Genomic DNA, 17800 nt, shown 5'->3' on the forward strand with positions numbered 1-17800 from the left:
CCGGGCGAGCTCGGTGCCAGTCGGCCCGGCCTGCGAATCGCCCTTCATGGAAACGAGCGGCACGCATGGCGCGCCGGCCCGATCGACGCGCGCCGTCCGCGGCCCGTTTCTTGCGCAGCTCAGCCGGGACTGGAAAGCCGGGCGCCGCCGCCTGTCCGGCGCGGCTTTGCGCCCCCGCAGGGGCGATCGGCTTGTAATTTTTACAGCAATCCTTGCGGAGCGCATGCTGCCCGCGGCTGCGTTCGCGCGCCGAGGTCACGCGAAAAACAGGTAACTGCTCATGACGTTAGACGACTCGAGATTTCGCCCTGCGCCACCCCACTCCGATTCCGCGCCATCCGATGAGGGATCGGCATTCACCGACATCGAGCCACTGGAAAACGTGGCGACGGGCGTGCCGGGCCTCGACGAGATCCTCGGTGGCGGCTTCGTGCGCGGCGGCCTTTATCTGATCGAGGGGATGGCCGGCGCGGGCAAGACCATCCTGTCCAGCCAGATCGGCTTTCATCGCGTGCGCCAGGGCGAGCGCGTGCTCTACATGACGCTGATCGCCGAGTCGCACGACAAACTGCTCGGCCACCTGCGCGAGCTCGACTTCTTCGATCCGGCCGCCGTCGCGCAGAAGATGATGTTCGTGTCGGGCTATCACGAGCTGATCGAGGACGGCCTCGACGGCTTCCTCAGGCTGATCGCCGCGAGCCTGGCCAACTACCGGCCGGGCCTGCTGATCGTGGACGGCTTTCGCAGCGCGCGCGAGTTCAGCGAAACCGAGCTGTCGCTGTCGAAATTCATCCACGAGCTGAACGCGCTGGTGGCCGCGATGGGCTGCACCACGCTGCTGCTCGCGCCGCTGTCGGGCAACGAGCCGCATCCCGAGCACACGCTGGTGGACGGGCTGATCGAACTGAACCGCTATACCGACGGGATGCGCCGCGCGCGCGAGATCGAGGTTCACAAGATGCGCGCGCGCAACCATCTGCTCGGCCGGCACTTCTTTCGCATCACCTCCAGCGGCCATGCGATGTACCCGCGCCTGGAGGCGCGCTTCGCCAACCTCGAGGACGAGCGCGACCTGCGCCAGCGGCTCGACACCGGCCTGCCGCATCTCGATCAATTGCTCGGCGGCGGCTTCGTGCGCGGCTCGACCACCACGGTGATGGGGCCGTCCGGGGTCGGCAAGACGCTGCTCGCGCTGCAGTTCCTGCAGGCCGGCGTCGCGCGCGGCGAGAAGGCGGTCTACCTGGGCTTCTACGAATCGCCGCAGCGGCTGATCGGCAAGGCCGAGACGGTCGGCATCCGGCTGCGCGAGGCGTTCGCCGACGGCCGCCTGGCGATGCAGTGGCAGCCGGCCGTCGAGCTCGAGGTGGACGAGCTGGCCGCCAACACGCTGGCGCTGATCCAGCGGCTCGGCGCCTCGCGGCTCGTGATCGACGGCATGGAGGGCTTCCGCGATTCGGCCCTGCGCCCCGCGCGCTTCGGCCTGTTCCTGAACGCCTTCAACCACGCGCTGCGCAATGCCGGCGTCACCGCACTGCTGATCGAGGAGCTGCCGCTCTATCCGGAACCGTCGAACGGCAGGAGCGAGAGGCTCTGCGCGCTGACCGAGAACCTGATCGCGCTGCGCTACGCGGAAACCGACGGCCGCCTGCGGCGCATGCTGTCGGTGGTCAAGGAACGCGAGAGCGCGCACGACACCTCGCTGCGCGAGCTTTCCATCACCTGCGCAGGGCTCGGCCTCACCGATGAACCGACGCGCTCCCCCAGGCCCGGCCCCTTTCCCGCGAAGGGACGATGAGCCCGAATCGCCACGCAACGGACGCTAGCGACAGATGAAAACAATCCTGCTGGTAGACGACGAATTCGATGTGCTGGTGGTGTGGCGCCTGCTGCTGGAACAGGCCGGCTATCGCGTACTCACGGCGCCCAGCGGCGCGGCGGCGCTGGAGGCGATCAGGGCACGGCCGCCGGACCTGGTGGTGACCGACTTCATGATGCCGGAGATGTCGGGCGCGGACGTCTGCGCCGCCCTGGCGGCCGAACCGGCATGGCGCGGCATCCCGATCATCCTTTGCAGCTCGCGCGACGCCATCCCCTTGCAGCCGAATCCGCTGATCGCCTATGCACGCAAGCCGCTCGCGTTCGACCGTCTGCGCGAGATGATAGGGAAGCTGCTGGAGGGGTCCGCGCCGTGACGCTTCGCACGCCCTTGCCGGTGCCTTTCGCGCCGGGCAGCCGATTTTGGCCAGCCCGGTGCGGCGCCGGCTTGGGTCCGGCATAGCGGCGGTTGCGGGGCGCTCGCCGCGGCAACGCAGGCTCGATGATTGCGCCCGGCACATCGTCCCCCACGGCTTCGGGCATCGTCCGCTGCCCGGCCAGGCAAGCCGGGAAGCCGCCCCCCCCCTCTCTCCGCCCCGACAGCACCAGTCCGTCATTTCGCAACGGCTACCACGGCACCGGGCAGGCACCGGCCTGCCGTGGCTGCTTACCACCGTGCCCCGGGCCGCGCCTGGCGGCTCGCAGCACCCGATCGCCATCAGCCCGGGCAGCGCGGCGCGTGGCCGGCGAAACGCGCCGGGTGCAGGCAAGCCGTCGCTTCCGCGCCGCCGCCTCGGGCACGGCCGACCGGTGCCGCCGCGCGGCCGACCCGGCGCGCTGACACGCTGACGCGACGACGCGCGCGCCGACCACGCCGGATGCGCCAGCGTTCATGGAACGAACCCTGCTCGACAGGTGTGCTCGGACGACGCCGCGCCACGCCCGCCGCGCTTTGCGATAACGCGGCGCACGGTGCGCAGCCGGACCGACGCTTCCCGACAAACTTTGTAAAAACCGACGCCGTCATTCGTCAAGGAGTGCTCATGTTCACCCACAATTCCCGCCTGCAGTACACCGTTCGCGTCGCGACGCCGAATCCGGGCCTCGCCAACCTGTTGCTGGAACAGTTCGGCGGCCCGCAGGGCGAGCTCGCGGCGGCCATGCGGTATTTCACGCAGGCCGTCACCGAGGAAGACCCGGGCCGCAAGGACATGCTGCTCGACATCGCCACCGAGGAGCTGAGCCATCTGGAGGTGATCGGCTCGCTGGTGGCGATGCTCAATCGCGGCGCCAAGGGCGAGCTGGCAGAAGCGGTGGACCATCAGGCGGACCTCTACCGCAAGCTGCAGGGCGCGGGCAACGACAGCCATCTCACGCAGGTGCTGTACGGGGCGGGAACGCCTCTCACGAACTCGGGCGGCGTGCCATGGACGGCCGCCTATCTCGACACGATCGGCGAGCCCACGGCCGACCTGCGCTCGAACATCGCCGCGGAGGCACGCGCCAAGATCATCTATGAACGGCTCATCAACGTCTGCGACGACGCCGGCGTGCGCGACGCGCTCGGCTTCCTGATGACGCGAGAGGTCTCGCACCAGATCTCGTTCGAGAAGGCGCTCTACGCGATCACGGCGAACTTCCCGCCGGGCAAGCTGCCGCCGAACCCGCCCTTCGATCACGTGTACTTCGACATGTCGCCCGACGCGCCGCCGGTGCCGGGGCCGTGGAACCGCGGCGACGGACTGGAGGCACGCGAGGCCGAGCCGGCCGTCGACGGCGGCGACGGGTCCGCCAGCGTGACGCTGGACGGCGAGCAGGACGCCGCCATCCGCGCGATGGCCAGGCGGCTCGAATCCGACCCTGCCGTCGACCCGACCACCGGCGCCGAACTGGGCCGCGACGGCCCGATCCCGCGCGACGGCGGCGCGCGGTGAGCGCGCCGAGCACATCCCCCGGACGCATCGTCTACGACAGGAGGCAAGCATGATTGGCAACGACACCCCCACCGACAAGCATCTGAACGACTGGCTGCGCGATGCGCACGCCATGGAGCAGCAGGCGGAAACGATGCTGAGCGCGATGGCCAAGCGCCTCGAGCACTATCCGGACCTGAAGCAGCGCATCGAGCAGCACATCACGCAGACCCAGGAGCAGTCGCGCCTCGTGCGCGAATGCCTCGAACGGCGCGGCAGCGACACCTCATCGCTCAAGGATCTGGGCGCGAAGAGCGGGGCCGCAATGCAGGGCTTCTTCGGCATGTTCGCGCCGGATGAAGTGGTCAAGAGCGGCATCGCGGGCTATACGTTCGAGCACTTCGAGATCGCGTCGTACCGCGCCTTGATTTCAGCGGCCCGCGACGTGGGTGACGCCGAAACCGCCGCCGTCTGCGAACGCATCCTGCCGGAGGAAATCGCGATGGCGCAATGGCTGGAAACCCACCTGCCGGCCGTCACCGACGCCTATCTGGCGCGCTCGCGCGCCGACGTCACGGCCAAGCGCTGACGCCCGGCAGCCAACCGGCCCGCGCAGGCGCGCGGGCCGGTTGGCTCACTTGATCGCCCGGGTCTTGGCGCTGATCCAGTCCATCCCCGCGAGCAGGACCGCCGACAGCACAAAGGTCATGTGCACCGCGATCCCCCAGATGATCGTCGTCAGACCGACCTTGTCGAGCGACAGAAATCCACGCAGCACCTCGATGGCCGATATCGCCACGATCGACGCCATCAGCTTCAGCTTGATGTCGGTGAATCCGACGTGTCCGATCCATTCCGGCGTGTCCTCGTGACCGCCGAGCTTGAGCCGCGAGACAAAATTCTGATAGCCGCCGAATATGATCATGAGCAGAAGATTGGCCATCAGCGAGAGGTCGACGAGCGACAGCACCCCGAGGATGACGTCCTCCACTTCACTATCGAGCAGCGTGACGGCCAGATGCCAGAACTCCTGGCAGAACTTGATCAGCAACATGAGCATCCCGAGCGCCAGCCCCGCATAGATCGGCGCCAACACCCAGCGGCTCGCAAACAGACCGTGTTCGAACAGTCTCTCGGCGGCATTCGACGCATGGCCTTTCGTTTCTTCCGTGGGTCGCATCATCTTCCTCGATACCGGCGTGCCGGCTGTGTCATCGTCGTCGGCATGCCGACACATTTGCTTGCGCCGGCCCGCCGGCTGGTGCCGTTCGACCGGGACGCGCGCCTCGGCCCGTGCCGAGGCCGCGCGTTTTCAAGGCCACCGCCCGGATCCGGCCGGCATCTCGAAGGGTATACCGGGCGCGGCCGCCGTGCTCGACGAATTGAAAGCGGCCGGCACCACCGGCGGCGGCGCGCTCAGCCGGCGCGCCGTGCGAACACGACGGCGTCGATCGCCTGTGCGAGCGTGTCGAACGCCGCGCCGATCTCGTCCTCGTGAACGCAGGCGTAGCCGAGCAGCAGCCCCGGCGCCGCGCGCGACGCGTCGGCGTAGTAGCCGGACAGCGCGCGCACCACGATGTTGCGCTCGAGCGCCGCGCGCGCGAGCGCCTGATCGTCGGCGCCGTCGGGCAGGCGCATCACGAGGTGCAGCCCGGCGTCCCCGCCCACGGCCGGCAGCGCATCGCCGTAGCGGCGCGCCAGCACGTCGAGCAGCGTCTGGCGGCGCAGCCCGTAGAGCGCGCGCATCTTGCGGATATGCGAGACGAAATGGCCCTCGGCGATGAACTCGGCCAGCACCGCCTGCTGCAGCAGCTGCCCTTCGCGATACAGCTCGGCGCTCGCGGTGGCGAAGCTGCCGGCGAGCGGCTCCGGCGCGACCAGATAGCCGACCCGCAATCCCGGGAACAGCGTCTTGCCGAAGCTGCCCACGTAGATCACCTGCCCGCTCGTGTCGAGCCCCTGCAGCGACGCGAGCGGCCGGCTGCCGTAGCGGAACTCGCTGTCGTAGTCGTCCTCGATGATCCAGGCGCCGTGCTGGCGCGCGTATTCGAGCAGCATGCGCCGCCGCGCGAGGCTCATCACCATGCCGAGCGGGTACTGATGCGACGGCGTGACGAGCATCAGCTTCGGCGGCACCGCCAGATCGGCGGCGTCGGGCGCGATGCCCTCGTCGTCGACGGCGATCGGCCGCGTGGTCAGCCCCGACACCTGCAGCACGCTGCGCATGCCCCAGTAGCACGGATCCTCGGTCCAGATCGCGTCGCCGGGGTCGGTCAGCAGCCGCACCGCCAGGTCGATCGACTGGTGGATGCCGGTGGTGATCACGATCTGCTCGGGCGTGCAGCGCACCGAACGCGAGGTCCGCAGGTAGTCGGCCAGCGCCTCGCGCAGCGAGGCGAGGCCGCCGCCCGGCGCGTAGGTCAGCAGGTCGGGGCGCAGGCGGCGCCAATACTTGTTGTGCAGGCGCATCCAGACGCGCGCCGGGAAGCGCGACACGTCGGGCACGCCGGGCATGAACGCGCCGCCCTGGCGCTTCGATACGCCGGCGCCGGCCACCAGCCGCGCGCCACGCGCGGACAGCGCGCCGCCCGCCGAGTGCGCCGGCGGGCCGCCGGCGCCGCCCGGGCCCGCCGCGGCATCGGCCGTGCCGGCCCCCGCCGGCCGGCGCGCGCGGCCGCCCTTTCCGCTCGCGCCGCCGCCCGCCTCGTCCCGCTCGGCCGCGCCGACGATCTCGTCCGGCGAACTGTCGGCCACGAACGTGCCGCGCCCGGTGGCCGACGTCACGTAGCCCTCCAGCACCAGTTGCTCGTAGACCTGCGTGACGGTGTTGCGCGCGATCCCGAGTTCGGCCGCGAGCAGCCGCGACGACGGCACGCGCGTGCCGGCCGGCAGCTCGCGCGACAGGATCGCCTGCTGCAGCAGCCGGTGCAGCTGCCGGTAGATCGGCTGCGCGCCGCCGCCCCGCACGAGGCGCTGCGCGAGCCAGTCGGACAACATGCTCGCCCGCAAAATTGGCTCCTATAGATTTACTGAAATGGCTCTGATTTCCAGAGCCAAATTTGATTATATTCAACTCCGTCGGAGGCCCCCCGCGCCCCCCTGTATTGACCGAGTCGAATCGACTGGAAGGAGATATCCGTGAAGAATGCCGATCTGCAAGCCCGCAAGAACGCCGCCACCCCGCGCGGCGTCGGCGTGATGTGCGACTTCTATGCCGCGCGCGCCGAGAACGCCGAGCTGTGGGACGTGGAGGGCCGCCGCTTCATCGATTTCGCGGCCGGCATCGCGGTGATGAACACCGGCCACCGCCACCCGAAGCTCGTCAAGGCGATCGCCGCGCAGCTCGAGCAATTCACGCACACGGCCTACCAGATCGTTCCCTACGCGTCCTACGTCGAACTGGCCGAGAAGATCATCGCGCGCGCGCCGGGCAGCTTCGCGAAGAAGGCCGCGTTCTTCACCACGGGCGCCGAGGCCGTCGAGAACGCCGTCAAGATGGCGCGCGCCTTCACCGGCCGCCCCGGCGTGATCGCGTTCGCGGGCGGCTTCCACGGCCGCACCATGATGGGCATGGCGCTGACCGGCAAGGTCGCGCCGTACAAGCTCAATTTCGGGCCGTTCCCGGGCGACGTGTTCCACGCGCCCTACCCGAACCCGCTGCACGGCGTGAGCGTGGCCGCCTCGCTGAAGGCGATCGACCTGCTGTTCAAGGCCGACATCGATCCGAAGCGCGTGGCGGCGATCATCTTCGAGCCGGTGCAGGGCGAAGGCGGCTTCTACGCGGCACCGGCCGATTTCGTGCGCGGCCTGCGCAAGATCTGCGACGAGCACGGCATCGTGCTGATCGCCGACGAGGTGCAGACCGGCTTCGCGCGCACCGGCAAGCTGTTCGCGATGCAGCACCACGACGTGCTGCCCGACCTCATCACCATGGCCAAGAGCCTCGCGGGCGGCATGCCGCTGTCGGGCGTGGTCGGCCGCGCCGACGTGATGGACGCGGCCGCGCCGGGCGGCCTCGGCGGCACCTACGCGGGCAATCCGCTCGCGGTGGCCGCCGCGCACGCGGTGCTCGACATCATCGACGAGGAACGGCTCGAAGCGCGCGCCGTCACGCTCGGCGACAAGCTCAAGGCGCGGCTCGCCGCGCTGCAGCCCGAGGTGCCGCAGATCGCCGACGTGCGCGGCCCGGGCGCCATGGTGGCCGTCGAGTTCTTCAAGGCCGGCACGCAGGAGCCGGACGCGGACTTCACCAAGCGCGTGCAGGCGCGCGCGCTCGAACGCGGCCTGCTGCTGCTGATCTGCGGCGTCCACTCGAACGTGATCCGCTTCCTGTTCCCGCTGACGATCCCGGACGCCGTGTTCGACGAAGCGCTCGGCATCCTCGACACCGTGCTGAAGGAAACCGTCGGCGTCGCCGCCTGACGCGGCACCGCCCCGGCAGGCCGCCTGCCTCGCCTGCGCCGCGCCCGTCCGGGACGCGGCGTCTTGCATCGGCTTCACGGAATCTCACATGAGCACCGCACTCACCACCGCACTGAAGGACCCCTCGCTATTCCGCCAACAGGCCTATTTCGCCGGCCAATGGCAGGACGCCGCAAACGGCGCCACGTTCGAGGTCCGCAATCCCGCCACCGGCGAGCTGATCGGCACCGCGCCGCTGGCCGGCGCGGCCGAGACGCGCCGCGCGATCGAGGCGGCCAACGCCGCCTGGCCGGCCTGGCGCAAGCGCACCGCGAAGGAGCGCGCCGCGATCCTGCGCCAATGGTACGAACTGATGCTCGCGCACGCCGACGATCTCGCGCTGATCCTCACCACCGAGCAGGGCAAACCGCTCGCCGAGGCGAAGGGCGAGATCCAGTATGCGGCATCGTTCATTGAATGGTTCGCCGAGGAAGGCAAGCGCGTGTACGGCGACACGATCCCGACGCCGGCCGGCGACAGGCGCATCGTGGTCGTGAAGGAGCCGGTGGGCGTCTGCGCGGCCATCACGCCGTGGAATTTCCCGGCCGCGATGATCACGCGCAAGGTCGGCCCGGCGCTCGCGGCCGGCTGCCCGATCGTGGTCAAGCCGGCCGAGGCCACGCCGTTCTCGGCGCTGGCGCTGGCCGTGCTGGCCGAGCGCGCGGGCGTGCCGGCCGGCGTGTTCAGCGTGGTGACGGGCGAGCCGAAGGCGATCGGCGGCGAGCTGACCGGCAACCCCACGGTGCGCAAGCTCTCGTTCACGGGCTCCACGCCGATCGGCCGGCTGCTGATGGCGCAGTGCGCGCCGACCGTCAAGAAGGTCTCGCTCGAGCTGGGCGGCAACGCCCCGTTCATCGTGTTCGACGACGCCGACCTGGACGCGGCCGTGGCGGGCGCGATTGCCTCGAAGTACCGCAACAGCGGCCAGACCTGCGTCTGCACCAACCGCTTCTACGTCCACGACAAGGTCTACGACGCGTTCGCCGACAAGCTGCGCGCGGCCGTCGAGCAGCTCAAGGTGGGCCGCGGCACCGAGGCCGGCGTCGTGCAGGGCCCGCTCATCAACGAGGCGGCCGTGCTGAAGGTGGAGGCGCACATCGAGGACGCACTCGCCAAGGGCGCGCGCGTGGCCACCGGCGGCAAGCGCCACGCGCTCGGCCACGGCTTCTTCGAGCCGACCGTGCTGACGGGCGTGACGCCCGCCATGAGGGTCGCGAAGGAGGAGACCTTCGGCCCGCTCGCCCCGCTGTTCCGGTTCGCCTCCGACGACGAGGTGGTGGCGCTCGCGAACGATACCGAGTTCGGCCTCGCCGCCTATTTCTACAGCCGCGACATCGGCCGCGTCTGGCGCGTGGCAGAGGCGCTCGAGTACGGCATGGTGGGCATCAACACCGGGCTGATCTCGAACGAGGTGGCGCCGTTCGGCGGCGTCAAGCAGTCGGGGATGGGCCGCGAGGGCTCGCACTACGGGATCGACGACTACGTCGTGATCAAGTATCTGTGCCTGGGCGTGTGAGCCGGCGCAGGCCGCTTCGCCGCCGCTGAAACCACGCCTTCGCGGTGCGAGCCGCGAGGGCGTTTCTTCATGGCGCGCGCCGCGCCCGCTTCATGGGCCGCCTCATGGGCCGCCTCATGGGCCGCCTCGGCGGCCGCCACGCGCAGCCGCACGCCGTGTTGTTCAGCGGAACACGCCGACCGCGTCGACCAGCGAAGTGGCCTGCTGGCGCAGGCTCTCGGAGGCGGCCGCGCTCTGCTCGACGAGCGCCGCGTTCTGCTGCGTGATGTTGTCGAGATCGACCACCGCCCGATCGACCTGCTCCACGCCCACGCTCTGCTCGGAGGTGGACGAGCTGATCTCGGCGATCAGGTCCGCCACGCGCTTGACCTGCACGACGAGGTCGTCCATCGCGCGGCCCGCGTCGTCCACGCGCCGCGCGCCCGATGCCACGCGCTCGACGCTGTTCTCGATCAGCGTCTTGATTTCCTTGGCCGCGTTCGCGCTGCGCTGCGCGAGCGCGCGCACCTCGCCGGCCACCACCGCGAAGCCGCGCCCCTGCTCGCCGGCCCGCGCGGCCTCCACCGCGGCGTTCAGCGCCAGGATGTTGGTCTGGAACGCGATGCCGTCGATCACGCCGATGATGTCGGCGATGCGCCGCGAGCTGTCGGTGATGTCGTTCATGGTGCCGACGATCTCGCCCACCGTATGGCCGCCGCGCGCCGCCGCGTCGCTGGCCGACACCGCGAGCTGGTTCGCCTGCGAGGCGGTGGCCGCGTTGTTCGACACCGTGGCCGTCATCTGGGCCATCGACGAGGCGGTCTGCTGCACGGCGGTGGCCGCCTGCTCGGTGCGCGCGCTCAGGTCGTTGTTGCCCTGCGCGATCTCGCTGCTCGCGCGCTGCACGTTGAGCACCTGCTCGCTGACGTCGTCCACCAGCCAGCGGAACATCAGCCCGAGCTGGTCGATCGTGCGCAGCGTCATGCCGATCTCGTCGACGCGCGTGACGGCCGGGCCGCTGCGATTCTCGCCCGTGGCCACGTCCAGCGCGCGCTGCCGCACCGCGCGCAGCGGCTGCGCGATCTGCACGTCGAGCCAGGCGGCGACGAGGCCCGCGGCCACCGCCGCGGTGCCCGCCACGCCTGCGAGCGCCGCGCCCGTCACGCCGCACGCCCACGCGCCGGCTGCCACCACCGGCACCAGCGCGGCCAGCGGCGCAACCATCCGCGTGCGCACCGACATCGTCTTCATCAGCGAGCCCAGGCGCCCGATTCCGTCGCGCACCACCAGCCCCTTGTAGAAGCGCCGGCCGCGCGCGCGGCCCTCGCGGAAATCGGCGTAGAGCGCCTCGGCCGCCTGGATCTCCTCGCGCGCCGGCCGGGTGCGCACCGACATGTAGCCGACCGGCCGGCCGCCGCGCATCAGCGGCACCGCGTTCGCGCGCACCCAATAGTGGTCGCCGTTCTTGCGGCGGTTCTTGACCAGCGCCATCCACGGCTCGCCGCCCTGGATGGTGGCCCACATGTCCGCGAACGCCTCGCGCGGCATGTCCGGGTGGCGGACGACGTTGTGCGGCGCGCCGACGATCTCCTCGGACGAGTAGCCGCTGACCTGCACGAACGTCGCGTTCGCATAGGTGATCGTGCCGTTGGCCGTGGTCGTCGACATCAGGGTCGAGTCTTCCGGGAATTCGTATTCGTGCTGCGTGACGGGCTGGTTATTGCGCATTCGCTGCTCCGGGGCACGGCGCGGGCGGCCGTGTCTGCTCTCTTGGGTCGGTATTGGATCGGCCGCCCGCGCGCCTCATCGCGCGGCAACAGCCTCGGGCCTATCTTCTTTTTTGACGGCAGCCGAGGCCAAAACCTTACCCTTTCTTGGCGAAAACATGTCAAAACCATCCCATTTTTGATTCATATCAAGAAGAATTGATTTTCCTCATAAAAATCTCACCTGTGCGGCCCGGATAGTGGTCCGTGTCTTCGAGCCCGATGCGAGATCCGGCCGGCGGCGCGAGGCCGTGAAAGCCCGCCGCCGCGTCGCGGGAACGCGCCGCCATCAGGCGCCGCGCGAACGCCGGCGCCGGCGAACCGGTGGGAAAGGGAAACGGCAGGAGCGGGAGGAAGGGAAGGAAGGAAACGCGGGCGGCAGGCGGCGGCGCGGGCCCGAGGCCGGCGCCGCGCCCTTGCTCAGACGCGCTCGATCGCGAGCGCGATGCCCTGGCCGACGCCGATGCACATCGTGCAGAGCGCGAAGCGGCCGCAGCTGCGCTGCAGCTGGTACATCGCGGTGGTCACGAGCCGCGCGCCCGAGGCGCCGAGCGGATGGCCGAGCGCGATCGCGCCGCCGTTCGGGTTCACGCGCGGATCGTCGTCGGCCACGCCCAGCAGGCGCAGCACCGCGAGCCCCTGCGAGGCGAACGCCTCGTTCAGCTCGATCACGTCGAACTGGTCGAGCGTCATGCCCAGGCGCGCCAGCAGCTTCTGGGTGGCCGGCGCCGGGCCGATGCCCATCACGCGCGGCGCGACGCCCGCGGTGGCGATGCCGAGGATGCGCGCGCGCGGCACCAGGCCGTGGCGCTTCGCGTTCTCCTCGTTGGCCACCAGCAGCGCGCAGGCGCCGTCGTTGACGCCCGAGGCGTTGCCGGCCGTCACCGTGCCGTCCGGGCGCACCACGCCCTTGAGCTTGGCCAGGGCTTCCAGCGAGGTTTCGCGCGGATGCTCGTCGCGCGCGACCACCAGCGGGTCGCCCTTCTTCTGCGCGATCGCGACCGAGACGATCTCCTGCGCGAGCGAGCCGTCCTGCTGCGCGCGCGCCGCCTTCTGCTGGCTGCGCAGCGCGAACGCGTCCTGGTCGGCACGGCTCACCGCGTAATCGGTGGCGACGTTCTCGCCCGTCTCGGGCATCGAATCGACGCCGTATTGCTGCTTCATCAGCGGGTTCACGAAGCGCCAGCCGATCGTCGTGTCGAAGATCTCGGCCTGACGCGAGAACGCGCTGCTCGCCTTGCCCATCACGAACGGCGCGCGGCTCATGCTCTCCACGCCCCCTGCGATCATCAGGCCGGCCTCGCCGGACTTGATGGCGCGCGCGGCGATGCCGATCGCGTCCATGCCCGACCCGCACAGGCGATTGACCGTCGAGCCCGGCACCGCCAGCGGCAGGCCGGCCAGCAGCGCCGACATGCGCGCCACGTTGCGGTTGTCCTCGCCGGCCTGGTTCGCGCAGCCGTAGATCACGTCGTCGAGCGCGGCCCAGTCGACTTCGCGGTTGCGCTCGACGAGCGCCTTGATCGGCACCGCGCCGAGATCGTCGGCCCGGACGCTCGACAGCGCGCCGCCGTATCGCCCGATCGGGGTGCGGATCGCGTCGCAGAGGAATGCATCGGTCATGGTTGTCTCCGGAACATCGTCGGAAGGGGCGCGCACCAGAAGGCTCGCGGCAAGCGCGCCGGCGTTGCGTCAAAATGTTCTTTATACGAACATAAGATCGAATATCGAACGAACGATGCGATCATAGGGAGCGGGCCGGGGGCATGTCAAGCTTGCGGGCGGCGCCGTGCGTGCCGCCTCGGTTGGCGCGACCCGACCCCATGCGCTACTCTCTACCGTTGCACTACCTTGCCCCGACTCATGAGCACCGACGACCTGCCGGCCAAGCCCGGCGATTCCTATGTCCAGTCGTTCGCGCGCGGCCTCGCCGTGATCCGAGCGTTCGACGCCGAGCGCCCCGAGCAGACGCTGACCGAGGTCGCCGCCGCCACCGGCCTCACGCGCGCCGGGGCGCGGCGCATCCTGCTGACGCTGCAGACGCTCGGTTACGTGGAGGCCGAAGGACGGCTGTTCCGGCTCACGCCGAAGATCCTCGACCTCGGCTTCGCGTACCTGACCTCGATGCCGTTCTGGAACCTCGCCGAGCCGGTGATGGAGCAGCTTTCCGCGCGCATACACGAAAGCTGTTCGGCGGCCGTGCTCGACCGCACCGAGATCGTCTACGTGCTGCGCGTGCCGACCCACAAGATCATGACCATCAACCTGTCGATCGGCAGCCGGCTGCCCGCCTACTGCACGTCGATGGGGCGCGTGCTGCTGTCCTCGCTCGACGATGCCGCGCTCGACGCGCTGCTCGCGCAGAGCCCGATCGCGGCGCACACGCCGCGCACGCTGACCGATCCGGCCGCGCTGAAGGCCGAGATCGCGGCCGTGCGGCGGCAGGGCTGGGCGATCGTCGACCAGGAGCTCGAGGGCGGGCTGATCTCGCTGTCGGCGCCGATCCGCAACCGCCGCGGCAAGGTGATCGCGGCGATGAACATCAGCGGCAACGCACAGCGGCACACCGCCGAGCAGATGGTAAAGGAATTCCTCGAGCCGCTGCTGGAAGCCTCGCAGATGGTGTCGGCACTGGTGGCGCGGCGCGGCTAGGGCGCCCCCGGCCGCGCGTTTCGGCGGGGCGTCGGCCGCGTTCGGCACGCCCGGCCGCCCGCCGTCCGTTTCGCTGGCCCGCCTTCCCTTGCGCCGCTGGGCGGCTCGCCTGCGTTTCCCCTGAGCCGACGATTTTCGGCAAGCTGGCCGCGCACGCCACAATATTTCCCTTCCTGATCCGTCAACACGGGTATGGAACCGCCGCCCACCCCGCCCCCGCCGACCGTGCAGGACCGCGCAATCGCCGACGCCGTGGCCCGCGAGCGGCCAGCGCTGCGCAACTTCATCCGCCGGCGCGTGCTCGACCAGGACGAGGCCGAGGACATTCTCCAGGACGTGTTCGAGAGGATGGTAGAGGCGTACCGGCTGCCGGAGCCGATCGAGCAGATCGGCGCCTGGCTGTACCGCGTCGCGCGCAACCGGATCGTCGACCGCTTCCGCAAGAAGCAGGAAGCGCCGCTGCCCGAGGCCGCCGGCGACGACGACGAGGCCTGCCGGCTCGACCTCGCGCTGCCCGCGTCGACCGACGGCCCGGAGGCGGCCTACGAACGCGCCGCGCTGCTCGACGCGCTGCGGGCCGCGCTCGACGAGCTGCCGGCCAGCCAGCGCGAGGTGTTCGTCGCCCACGAGCTCGACGGGCGCAGTTTCAAGGAGCTGGCCGCGGCCACCGGCACGAGCGTCAGCACGCTGCTGGCCCGCAAGCGGTACGCGGTGCTGCATCTGCGCAAACGGCTGCAGCCCGTCTACGACGAATTCGCGAATTGAAGCGAAGGAGGACTGAATGACAAGGTATCGAGGCAGGTGGATCGCCAAGCTGCTGCTGTTCGTGGTGGCCGTGGCCGTGCTGGGGCGCATCGTGATGGCGCTGTGGAACTGGGTGGTGCCCGAACTCGTGACGGGCGCGCACCCGATCGACTATCCGCACGCGCTCGGCCTGCTGGTGCTGAGCCGGATTCTGTTCGGCGGCTTTCGCGGCCACGGCGGCTGCCGTGAGCGCAGGCACTGGCAGCACTGGCAGCGCCTGACGCAGGACGAGCGCGACCGGCTGCGCGGCGCGCTGGCGGCGCACGCGCGACGCGACGGGGGGACCGGCGCATGAGCCGCGAAGCCGCCCCCGCCTGCCAGCAGCCGCCCGGCGTGATCGCGCCGTCGGTCGACTTCGCGCGCTGCGAAGGCAAAGCCGCTTGCGCCGTGGTCTGCCCCGAGGAGGTCTTCGAGATCCGGCGCATCGGCGAGACCGATTACCGGCAGCTCGGCCTGATGCAGCGGCTCAGGCTGCGTGTGCACGGCATGCGCGTGGCCTACACGCCGAACGCCGCCGCGTGCCGCGGCTGCGGGCGGTGCGTGCCGGCCTGCCCCGAGCGCGCCATCAAGCTCGTCAAGCTACGCTGACGCGCGCGCCACACCATGGAGGAACCGACCATGCTCAGTCCACACGAACTGGCCACGCTGATGCTGGTGCGCAATGCGCCCGGCCAGCTCGATCCGGCCCGCGCCGAGCTGGAAACGCTGCGCGATCGCCGGTTGATCTCGCTCGAGCCGTTCGCGGGCGAGGCACGGCGGCCGACGCTGACGGCGGCCGGCGTCTCGCTGCTCGACGCCGTGGCGCGGCGCACCCACCGGCGCGATCGCGAGGCCGGTCCGCGTGCGGACCAGGGTTCGGCATCCTGACGGCCCGCGGCCCGCGCCGGCCGCCGCTACCGCACCGGCGCCATCCGGCGCCGGCCCCCTCCCCCGGTTCGCCGCTTTCGAGGACAACTCCGTGTCAGACGCCGCTCCCCGTGCCGCCCGCATCGGCCCGCTGTTCTCCCTCCTGCCGTTCCTGCGCCCGTATGCCGGCCGCTGGGCGCTCGCGTTCCTCGCGCTGGTAAGCTCGGCCGGCGCGACGCTGGTGCTGCCGGTGGCCTTCAAATACCTGATCGACCGCGGTTTCGCCGGCGGCGACCCGGCCCATGTCGACCGCTATTTCATCGCGCTGTTCGCGGTGGCGCTGGTCCTGGCCGTGGCCACGGCACTGCGCTTCTATCTGGTTTCGTGGCTCGGCGAGCGCGTCACGGCGGACCTGCGGCGCGCCGTGTACGGCCACGTGGTGCGGATGAGCCCACAGTTCTTCGAAACCACGCAGACCGGCGAAGTGCTGTCGCGGCTGACCACCGACACCACGCTGATCCAGACCGTGGTGGGCAGCAGCCTGTCGCTCGGCATGCGCAACGTCTTCATGCTGCTGGGCGGCCTCGTGATGCTGGTGGTGACGAGCCCGATGCTGTCCGGCTACATCATCGGCACGCTGCTGGTGGTGGTCGCGCCCGTCGTCATGTTTGGACGGCGCGTGCGGCGGCTGTCGCGCGCGAGCCAGGACAAGGTGGCGAACGCCAGCGCGCTGGCGGGCGAGGTACTCAACGCCATGCCGACCGTGCAGTCGTACCGGCAGGAAGCATTCGAGGCGGGGCGTTTCGGCGGCGCGGTGGAGGCGGCGTTCGACACGGCGCTGCGGCGCATCCGGGCACGCGCCTGGCTGACCGGCGTGGTGATCGTGCTGGTGTTCAGTGCGATCGTGTTCGTGCTCTGGCTGGGCGCGCAGGCGGTGCTGGCCGGCACCATGAGCGCGGGGCAGCTCTCGCAGTTCGTTCTCTACGCCGTGCTGACAGCCGGCGCGGTGGGCGCGGTGGCCGAAGTGTGGGGAGACCTGCAGCGCGCGGCCGGCGCGACCGAGCGGCTGCTGCAGCTGCTGGCGGCGCGCTCGCCGGTGCAGGAAGCCGCCCGGACCGTGCCGCTGCCGGTGCAGGGCGCCGGCATCCGCTTCGAGGACGTCAGCTTCGCGTATCCGTCGCGGCCCGGCATCGACGCGCTGGCGGGGATTTCGCTCGAGGTGCGCGAAGGCGAACACGTGGCGCTGGTGGGGCCGTCCGGCGCCGGCAAGACCACGCTGTTCCAGCTGCTGCTGCGCTTCTACGATCCGCGCGCCGGGCGTATCACGATCAACGGCGTCGCCACCCGCGAGGTGCCGCTCGACGCGCTGCGGCGGGCCGTCGGTGTGGTGCTGCAGGAATCGGTGATCTTTTCCGGCAGCGTGTCCGACAACATCCGCTATGGGACACCCGAGGCCACCCTCGACGACGTGAAACGCGCCGCCGGGATGGCCGCGGCGGCAACCTTCATCGAGGCTCTGCCGCAGGGCTACGACACGTTTCTCGGCGAACGCGGCGTGAGGCTGTCGGGCGGGCAGCGCCAGCGCATCGCGATCGCGCGGGCGATCCTCAAGAATCCGCCGATCCTGCTGCTGGACGAGGCGACCAGCGCGCTCGACGCGACCAGCGAACGGCTCGTGCAGCAGGCGCTCGACAACGCCGCGCAGAACCGCACGACGCTGGTGATCGCGCATCGGCTGGCCACCGTGCAGCGAGCCGACCGGATCGTCGTGCTCGAACACGGGCGCATCGTGGCGCAGGGCCGGCATGCGCAGCTGCTGACGCGTTCGCCGCTTTACGCGCAGCTGGCGGCGCTGCAATTCGGCGAAACGGTGCGCTGAGGCGGCGTGGGCGCCCCCGCCGCGGCAGGCGGGCCGCGGCGGCAGCCAACGTCCCGTCGTGACCCCTGATGAATTCGCTCAGGTCGCCAAACCTTCGGTTGTCGACAAAATCTTTCGTTCTTCTTCGAATAGTCTGCTCGGCGTAAAGATCACGTCAGGATCTTTACGG

16 protein-coding genes are annotated in these 17800 nt (G+C 70.3%); 12 read left to right on the forward strand and 4 right to left on the reverse strand.

From position 1 onward, the window contains the following. The first annotated feature begins 280 nt into the window (after positions 1–280). The 4 genes from KS03_RS12395 to KS03_RS12410 all read left to right on the forward strand — a co-directional run bounded on the left by KS03_RS12395 (position 281) and on the right by KS03_RS12410 (position 4317). Entirely contained in the window at positions 281–1795 is a 1515-nt protein-coding gene (locus KS03_RS12395) for an ATPase domain-containing protein (RefSeq protein WP_080942751.1), read from the forward strand. Positions 1796–1829: 34 nt separating this feature from the next. Next, positions 1830–2192 carry a response regulator gene (locus KS03_RS12400; protein ID WP_012733201.1) on the forward strand — a complete coding sequence of 121 codons (363 nt, stop codon included), beginning with the start codon at positions 1830–1832 and terminating at the stop codon, positions 2190–2192. 666 nt (positions 2193–2858) lie between these two features. Then, on the forward strand, positions 2859–3749 hold the full coding sequence (locus KS03_RS12405; protein ID WP_012733200.1) for a manganese catalase family protein: 891 nt from the start codon (positions 2859–2861) through the stop codon (positions 3747–3749). Positions 3750–3798: 49 nt separating this feature from the next. Next, positions 3799–4317 (forward strand): ferritin-like domain-containing protein, encoded by a 519-nt coding sequence (locus KS03_RS12410; RefSeq protein WP_012733199.1) that lies wholly within the window; start codon positions 3799–3801, stop codon positions 4315–4317. A 45-nt stretch (positions 4318–4362) separates the two neighbouring features. On the opposite strand, the gene KS03_RS12415 is transcribed toward KS03_RS12410, so the two are convergent. Both KS03_RS12415 and pdxR read right to left on the reverse strand, forming a co-directional pair. Further along, on the reverse strand, positions 4363–4911 hold the full coding sequence (locus tag KS03_RS12415; protein WP_017425204.1) for a TIGR00645 family protein: 549 nt from the start codon (positions 4909–4911) through the stop codon (positions 4363–4365). A gap of 233 nt (positions 4912–5144) precedes the next feature. Next, a complete protein-coding gene (gene pdxR, locus KS03_RS12420; RefSeq protein WP_012733197.1) occupies positions 5145–6737 on the reverse strand; it encodes a MocR-like pyridoxine biosynthesis transcription factor PdxR in 1593 nt (530 codons plus the stop codon). A 129-nt stretch (positions 6738–6866) separates the two neighbouring features. On the opposite strand from pdxR, the gene gabT reads away from it, so the two are divergent. Further along, the gene (gabT, locus tag KS03_RS12425; protein ID WP_012733196.1) at positions 6867–8150 is read left to right on the forward strand and encodes a 4-aminobutyrate--2-oxoglutarate transaminase; all 1284 of its coding nucleotides are present in this window, start codon (positions 6867–6869) and stop codon (positions 8148–8150) included. An 88-nt stretch (positions 8151–8238) separates the two neighbouring features. Further along, complete coding sequence (gabD, locus tag KS03_RS12430) at positions 8239–9705, forward strand: NADP-dependent succinate-semialdehyde dehydrogenase (RefSeq protein ID WP_012733195.1); 1467 nt, start codon at positions 8239–8241, stop codon at positions 9703–9705. A 162-nt stretch (positions 9706–9867) separates the two neighbouring features. Here the strand turns inward: gabD and KS03_RS12435 are convergent, their stop codons facing one another. Both KS03_RS12435 and pcaF read right to left on the reverse strand, forming a co-directional pair. Further along, positions 9868–11412, reverse strand: coding sequence for a methyl-accepting chemotaxis protein (locus tag KS03_RS12435; RefSeq protein ID WP_012733194.1), 1545 nt, complete (start codon positions 11410–11412; stop codon positions 9868–9870). Between the two features lie 458 nt (positions 11413–11870). Next, the gene (gene pcaF, locus KS03_RS12440; protein WP_012733193.1) at positions 11871–13073 is read right to left on the reverse strand and encodes a 3-oxoadipyl-CoA thiolase; all 1203 of its coding nucleotides are present in this window, start codon (positions 13071–13073) and stop codon (positions 11871–11873) included. Between the two features lie 240 nt (positions 13074–13313). Here pcaF and KS03_RS12445 point away from each other — a divergent pair, with 240 nt between their 5' ends. The 6 genes from KS03_RS12445 to KS03_RS12470 all read left to right on the forward strand — a co-directional run bounded on the left by KS03_RS12445 (position 13314) and on the right by KS03_RS12470 (position 17631). Continuing rightward, positions 13314–14102: an IclR family transcriptional regulator gene (locus KS03_RS12445; protein WP_012733192.1), complete on the forward strand. Its 789-nt coding sequence runs from the start codon at positions 13314–13316 to the stop codon at positions 14100–14102. A gap of 192 nt (positions 14103–14294) precedes the next feature. Beyond that, positions 14295–14867 carry an RNA polymerase sigma factor gene (locus tag KS03_RS12450; protein ID WP_012733191.1) on the forward strand — a complete coding sequence of 191 codons (573 nt, stop codon included), beginning with the start codon at positions 14295–14297 and terminating at the stop codon, positions 14865–14867. Positions 14868–14883: 16 nt separating this feature from the next. Then, the gene (locus tag KS03_RS12455) at positions 14884–15201 is read left to right on the forward strand and encodes a hypothetical protein (protein WP_012733190.1); all 318 of its coding nucleotides are present in this window, start codon (positions 14884–14886) and stop codon (positions 15199–15201) included. Next, positions 15198–15494 carry a 4Fe-4S dicluster domain-containing protein gene (locus KS03_RS12460; protein ID WP_012733189.1) on the forward strand — a complete coding sequence of 99 codons (297 nt, stop codon included), beginning with the start codon at positions 15198–15200 and terminating at the stop codon, positions 15492–15494. The genes KS03_RS12455 and KS03_RS12460 overlap by 4 nt, the downstream gene beginning before the upstream one ends. 30 nt (positions 15495–15524) lie before the next feature. Then, positions 15525–15773, forward strand: a complete 249-nt coding sequence (locus KS03_RS12465) for a hypothetical protein (protein WP_012733188.1) — start codon at positions 15525–15527, stop codon at positions 15771–15773. A gap of 91 nt (positions 15774–15864) precedes the next feature. After that, complete coding sequence (locus KS03_RS12470; protein WP_012733187.1) at positions 15865–17631, forward strand: ABC transporter transmembrane domain-containing protein; 1767 nt, start codon at positions 15865–15867, stop codon at positions 17629–17631. Positions 17632–17800: the final 169 nt, after the last annotated feature.

The organism is Burkholderia glumae LMG 2196 = ATCC 33617, assembly GCF_000960995.1.
Classification (GTDB): domain Bacteria; phylum Pseudomonadota; class Gammaproteobacteria; order Burkholderiales; family Burkholderiaceae; genus Burkholderia; species Burkholderia glumae.